The organism is Enterobacter sp. 342 (genome assembly GCF_036663495.1).
Classification (GTDB): Bacteria; Pseudomonadota; Gammaproteobacteria; order Enterobacterales; family Enterobacteriaceae; genus Enterobacter.
On sequence record NZ_JAWUEI010000152.1, the window covers coordinates 1 to 267 of the forward strand.

1 pseudogene is annotated in these 267 nt (G+C 47.6%); it reads left to right on the forward strand.

Annotated features, from left to right (window positions below):
* Positions 1 to 74: 74 nt before the first annotated feature.
* A pseudogene (locus V6E55_RS25725) lies at positions 75 to 158 on the forward strand (hypothetical protein); the annotation flags it as partial.
* Positions 159 to 267: the final 109 nt, after the last annotated feature.

Below are 267 nucleotides of genomic sequence, written 5' to 3' on the forward strand. Positions count from 1 at the left end.
ATGGGTTCATGTGCAGCTCCATCAGCAAAAGGGGATGATAAGTTTATCACCACCGACTATTTGCAACAGTGCCCTTTGTCGTCACCTGTGCTCTGGCAAACAAGCTGGCCAGAATAGCCTGGGCACTGACGGCGCGACAGCAAACTTACGAAGCATAAAGGCAGAAATACACCAGTTTAAACAATCATTCATCTGGTTTTGCGAATACTGATATTGATGATACTAACGGCCCACCGGCCTGTTGAGGAACCTGTAAAACGGAAAGGC